This window comes from Paenibacillus sp. A3 (assembly GCF_001399685.1).
In the GTDB taxonomy this organism is placed as follows: domain Bacteria; phylum Bacillota; class Bacilli; order Paenibacillales; family NBRC-103111; genus Paenibacillus_G.
On record NZ_JTHN01000291.1, the window covers coordinates 1 to 5,070 of the forward strand.

General features: G+C 38.5%; 4 protein-coding genes and 2 pseudogenes. 1 reads left to right on the top strand and 5 read right to left on the bottom strand.

Annotation, left to right across the window (positions count from 1 at the left end):
• Positions 1-299, top strand: a 299-nt coding sequence (locus QJ48_RS36455; protein WP_157261833.1) for a transposase, incomplete at its 5' end; no start/stop codon positions are given.
• 66 nt (positions 300-365) lie between these two features.
• On the opposite strand, the pseudogene QJ48_RS36460 reads toward QJ48_RS36455, so the two are convergent.
• The 5 genes and pseudogenes from QJ48_RS36460 to QJ48_RS33225 form a co-directional block, all read right to left on the bottom strand.
• Positions 366-1,406: pseudogene (locus QJ48_RS36460) on the bottom strand (IS630 family transposase).
• Between the two features lie 129 nt (positions 1,407-1,535).
• Complete coding sequence (locus tag QJ48_RS33210; protein WP_054977579.1) at positions 1,536-2,669, bottom strand: hypothetical protein; 1,134 nt, start codon at positions 2,667-2,669, stop codon at positions 1,536-1,538.
• A 659-nt stretch (positions 2,670-3,328) separates the two neighbouring features.
• On the bottom strand, positions 3,329-3,703 hold the full coding sequence (locus QJ48_RS39565) for an IS3 family transposase (protein WP_082420778.1): 375 nt from the start codon (positions 3,701-3,703) through the stop codon (positions 3,329-3,331).
• 1,032 nt (positions 3,704-4,735) lie between these two features.
• Positions 4,736-4,885, bottom strand: a pseudogene (locus QJ48_RS37195) (IS5/IS1182 family transposase); the annotation flags it as partial.
• Positions 4,831-5,070: transposase (locus QJ48_RS33225; protein WP_157261834.1), on the bottom strand; the 240-nt coding region annotated here is incomplete at its 5' end. The pseudogene QJ48_RS37195 and the gene QJ48_RS33225, both read right to left, overlap by 55 nt.

Below are 5,070 nucleotides of genomic sequence, written 5' to 3' on the forward strand. Positions count from 1 at the left end.
CTCACGGGCGGACAAAGCCGGAACTTACAGGAACAAACGTTTTGGCAGATCGAGCGTACGACACCAATGCCATCTTGAATCTTCTTCAAGATCAACATGCTAAACCAGTAATCCCCAGTAAAAAATCTCGCCGTATTCAGCGTCATTGTGACTGGTGGCTCTATAAAGAACGCCACGGAGTGGAATGCTTCTTTAATAAAATAAAACATTATCGCCGAATTGCCACACGGTTTGAAAAATTAGCCTGTACTTTTAAGGCTTTTTTGACTTTGGTTTCGATTATGGTTTGGATGACTTAGGTTTGAAGACAGGCCCTAATTACATAAATTTGTTAAAAAAAATGATCATATAAGTTGAACTAAAGATTATAACCTTACAAGAAGGCGGTCTATGACCTTCTGAGGGTTTGCATTTAATCGTTTCATGAATTTCGAAACGTGCAAGCGAATCAGGTAAAACTTTTTAAAGTAGACGTTATTAATGACATCCTGGCGAACCCACTTCCACAGGCCTTCCGTCAGATTTAGCTTAGGGCTATATTCTGGAAGGAACACTAAGTGTAGCCGTTTATGCTTGTCAAGAAACAGCTTGAGTTTGGAGGCATGATGGATGCGGCTGTTATCGAGAATCATGAAGATTTTACCTTCGGGATATTCCTCAAGGATATCGCCGAGAAAACGCAAGAAGGCATTCCATCACATTGTTCTTCTTCTCGATGCGTAATGTGGCGGTCTCATAGTTGATTGCTGCAAATAACTTCGCACCTTCATGTTTGCCTGTTGTGATGATCTTTCGCTGCTGCCCTTTGCGGAACCAGTTATACTGAAGCGCTTGGTAGGCTCGTATCATGGCTTCATCTTCAAACAATAGATGATCGATTTCCCCTTCAAGAAGCTGTTTTTTGAGCGCGGGGAACGTGTTGGTGCGAAATTCTTCCTGTTCCTCGGCACTTGCATTCGCCAGTGTATATGTCGCTTTCGTATAGCTGAATCCGAGACGTTGTAACAGCTTTGAAACGCCTTTTTGGGTATACCGTTGCTTAAATTCTCGTTCAATCCAGTCCGTAATAAGCTGCAGGGTCCATGTGTAATGGGCTTCAAAACCAACATCAGCCGGTTGCTTTTTTTCAACGGTGTTCGCAAGTTCATCCAATTGCTCATCCGTTAGCTTTACTGGTTTGCCAGGAGAATGATCAAGTTCTAGTCCTTCGAGTCCGTTTTTCCTGTAGGTAGTCCAATACCGACTAATGGTTTGATAAGCACGATTAAGGAGCGACCTATTTCCGTGAACGTATGTCCCTCTAAATAAAGCCGAACAGCCAAATAACGTTCGTATAAGCGTTTGTTGGATGCTTCTCTCATGGCTTCATTCAGATTCTCAATTTCATCACGTCGATTCATGATTATCGCCTCCGGGCTGGTACTTTTCTAAACCATTACCCGATTCTCGCGGCTATGAATGTTAAAAGTTCAACTTATACAACTGCAATTTTACTTCATAAATCAATGGAAGGGACATTCCATTCTTCGATTTCTTCAATCGGCATTGCTTTCCCAATATTTAACTAGAAAATCGCTATATTCGTTTAGGTTAGAGAAAAAGTATCTCTCATGTACCTCCCTCTTATTTATAATCGTAGTATTGGATTGTTTACATGTAGGACAAATCAAGGGATGGCCCATTTCAATAAGGTAGTCTGCGGAAAAACTATTAATTAGAATATCTTTCTCACATGTTCTGCATCTAACTTCTAATGCCTCGAACTTTTCGTTTTCATTTTCTTTAGAGTTTGGTATATCATTATAAAAAATAACTTCATAAAGAAGTTTTATAGCATCCCTTACACTAAGAATATTTTTCTCAATCATTTGAGGGAAAGAGGCAAAATCATACCATCCCTCTGGATTTATACTAACAGCCATGCCAGGCATTATATCGCTTGGTGATAAAGAAAATCTCGCCGACAATGGACGTCTATGTACAATTTCATTTCTTAAATTAGTAATTGCTTTTACTTCCTCGCAGTTGTAAATATCAAAGATTAGTTGAATTCTATCCTTCATCGCATATTGTTTTTTTACAGCCTTTAAAAAGGAGTTATTTGATCTTTTAGGTGCAATTTTAAACAGTTTATATTTCTTTATTAACTCCGGTTCAATCTTCTTCCTTTCCTCACTATCAATAGGTACATATTTCACTTCAAAACCCTTGCCACTTGGGACAAAATCAATTTTATGACACCCGGCTTCAATTAATTGCTCTCTGATATCTTTTCCTGCTATTAAGCCAGTTTGTAAATATTCATTCAGAATAATAAATAAATACTCCCAAATAGAAGCTACTCTAATCACCGCATTTTCAAAATAATAAGACTTCATTCTCCGATCAAAATACTTTTTTTTCGATATTATCATTGATTGTGCCATAGCCATGCAAAAATCATTATTGTAATAGTACTTTAATTCTATGAATAAAGGTAACGTATACATCATCATACCTAAATCTGTAGCTGTTTTAGAGTCACTAGGATCAGGTTCAAAATCACAACGAAAATCATTTAATATTCTATTAATTGCTTGTATATCATTTTCTTTTAAAAGAAAGTCCTCAACAGAATATAACTTATGTGTATTCTCAATCTCTTTCTTTTTCTTGAATTTTTTAAACATACTTACATTCTTCCTTTCTAGATTTTTAGTTCATTTCACATAACGTCTTATTTAAGAAGTATAAATAGTTCACTTCCTTAATTGTTTGCGAACTTTTAATTACCACTACCACCACAAGAATCTAGGAACTGGAAAACTTTGTTGCATCCAGTCTTAAGGAAAGAGCCCCAAATCTCATCTTAGGGGTTAAGTTCTCTAAACCACTTTACTTAATGATTCTTGTAGTCCTCTCAACCACCTCAACTCTCACTTTTTTCGCTTTCACTTATGATACGCACTTCACAACGACGTAGGTTTCGGCAACTTTACATAAATTACTCTAAGCTGAATTATCCATGGGCAATGCTTTATAGTCATTATCATTTAATACGTAGATTAGGAACAGGGTGAATATATGGCAAAGACGAACTATTTCACTAAATTTTTCGCCGTCACTTATGATACGGTTTAGCTTAACGGGTCTATCAGCGAAAAGGGGATGAGAGTTCAGTACGGCGCTTAACTGCCATCCTGTTTTATGCTCATTAACAGAACCACCGTGAAATCGTGCTTTTATCCCTAACTCAAACAAAATACCTATCTAAACCAAGAAATCCATATGAAACCCTACGATTTTGCTGCTGTATAAGCCCATGACCCTCGCTAAGTAAAGTTATCCCTCATCGATCGGGATATAGGTGATGTCTGTCATCCAGACCTGATTTGGGTGCACTCGCTTGAAACTGTTGATTCAGCACACTCGCGGCCACCGGCAAGATATGTTTGGAATTCGTTGTTGCTTTATATTTCTTGACTGTTCGGGATTTCAAGCCGAGTTCCTTCATGATTCGAGCAACGGTTTTCTCGGTTACCTGAACGCCTTGTTTCTTCAGGGAGTTCCCAGATATTTTCTTGCTTCCATAAAGACGCCTATGGCCAAGAAAGATGCGCCGAATCTGCTTTTTATGCCGCTCATGACATTTGCTTTGACCGCTTTCTTTCCGCAGGGTCCAATCATAATAACCACTTCGGGAGATTCCAAATACGGCACACATCTTCGCGACACGGAGCTTGAAGCGGTGATCGTGGATGAATTTATAGATCAGCGCCGGTCTTTTGTGAAGTAGTGCATCGCCTTTTTTAAGATTTCGTTCTCCTCTTCCAAATTACGAATCTGCTTCTGAAGATCATGTATGGCCTTGTTTCCGGTTTTAGTTATCCTACCGGGAAACGCTTGACTGCTGTCCGGTTTTAAACTCGGCGATCCAGCATTAGATCGTCTTCTCATGCAGACTCATTTCACGGGCTACCTGCGCCAACGATTTCCCTTCTTCTTGAACGAGTCGAACGGATTGAAATTTGAATTATTTTTCGTATTTTTTCGTCATCTCGGACACCTCGATTATGAATGCTTTTATTTCCGCACTCTCGGTTCCCTGTGTCCAATATTAAGTCTAACACCACAAGCTTGATGAATTTCTTCAAATTGTCTCTTGTTACACAGTAACATTATCTTAGGCTTCAATATATAGTGACATATGCTAAATATTGAATTATATTATGGAATGTGGTACTATTTACCTGACTTTGGGACTTATAGCATTGGTGAGTTAAGGAAAAGGCAGGGGTATTGTGAGAAAAAAAGCTCCGTAGAAGTATAAGAGTATATTTAAGCGATGCAAGGGCATATGCCTAAAAAACTACTCTGATACTATTTCTATGGAGGAATGTCCAATGTTTATTTTTCTCATGATTCATGTTATTTCCTTGCTTTTCCTGTATCCTCTCAAAAAACTATATCCGAAAGTAATTCCGTTACTTAGGAATGCTCTAGGTTTAGAAGCCTTTGAAGTGAATATGTATTTTTTTGCGATGGTAGGCCTTTATTATTATTGGGTTTACCAGACGGCTTCAAAGTTGTTAGGGCACTAGTCTCAAGGTGATAGAGGCTCCGAAAGTCATTATATAGATGACTATTGGAGCTTTTTTCATTTAGCCGACGATATTATTGCTACATGTAATTGTTTTACATAAAAGATGGGGTGCGTAATTATGTGGCAAAGATTATTTAGGGCCTGTCTTCAAACCTAAGTCATCCAAACCATAATCGAAACCAAAGTCAAAAAAGCCTTAAAAGTACAGGCTAATTTTTGAAACCGTGTGGCAATTCGGCGATAATGTTTTATTTTATTAAAGAAGCATTCCACTCCGTGGCGTTCTTTATAGAGCCACCAGTCACAATGACGCTGAATACGGCGAGATTTTTACTGGGGATTACTGGTTTAGCATGTTGATCTTGAAGAAGATTCAAGATGGCATTGGTGTCGTACGCTCGATCTGCCAAAACGTTTGTGCCTGTAAGTTCCATCGATTTCAACATCTTATAGCCTGTAACACAATCATGGCTTTGTCCGCCCGTGAG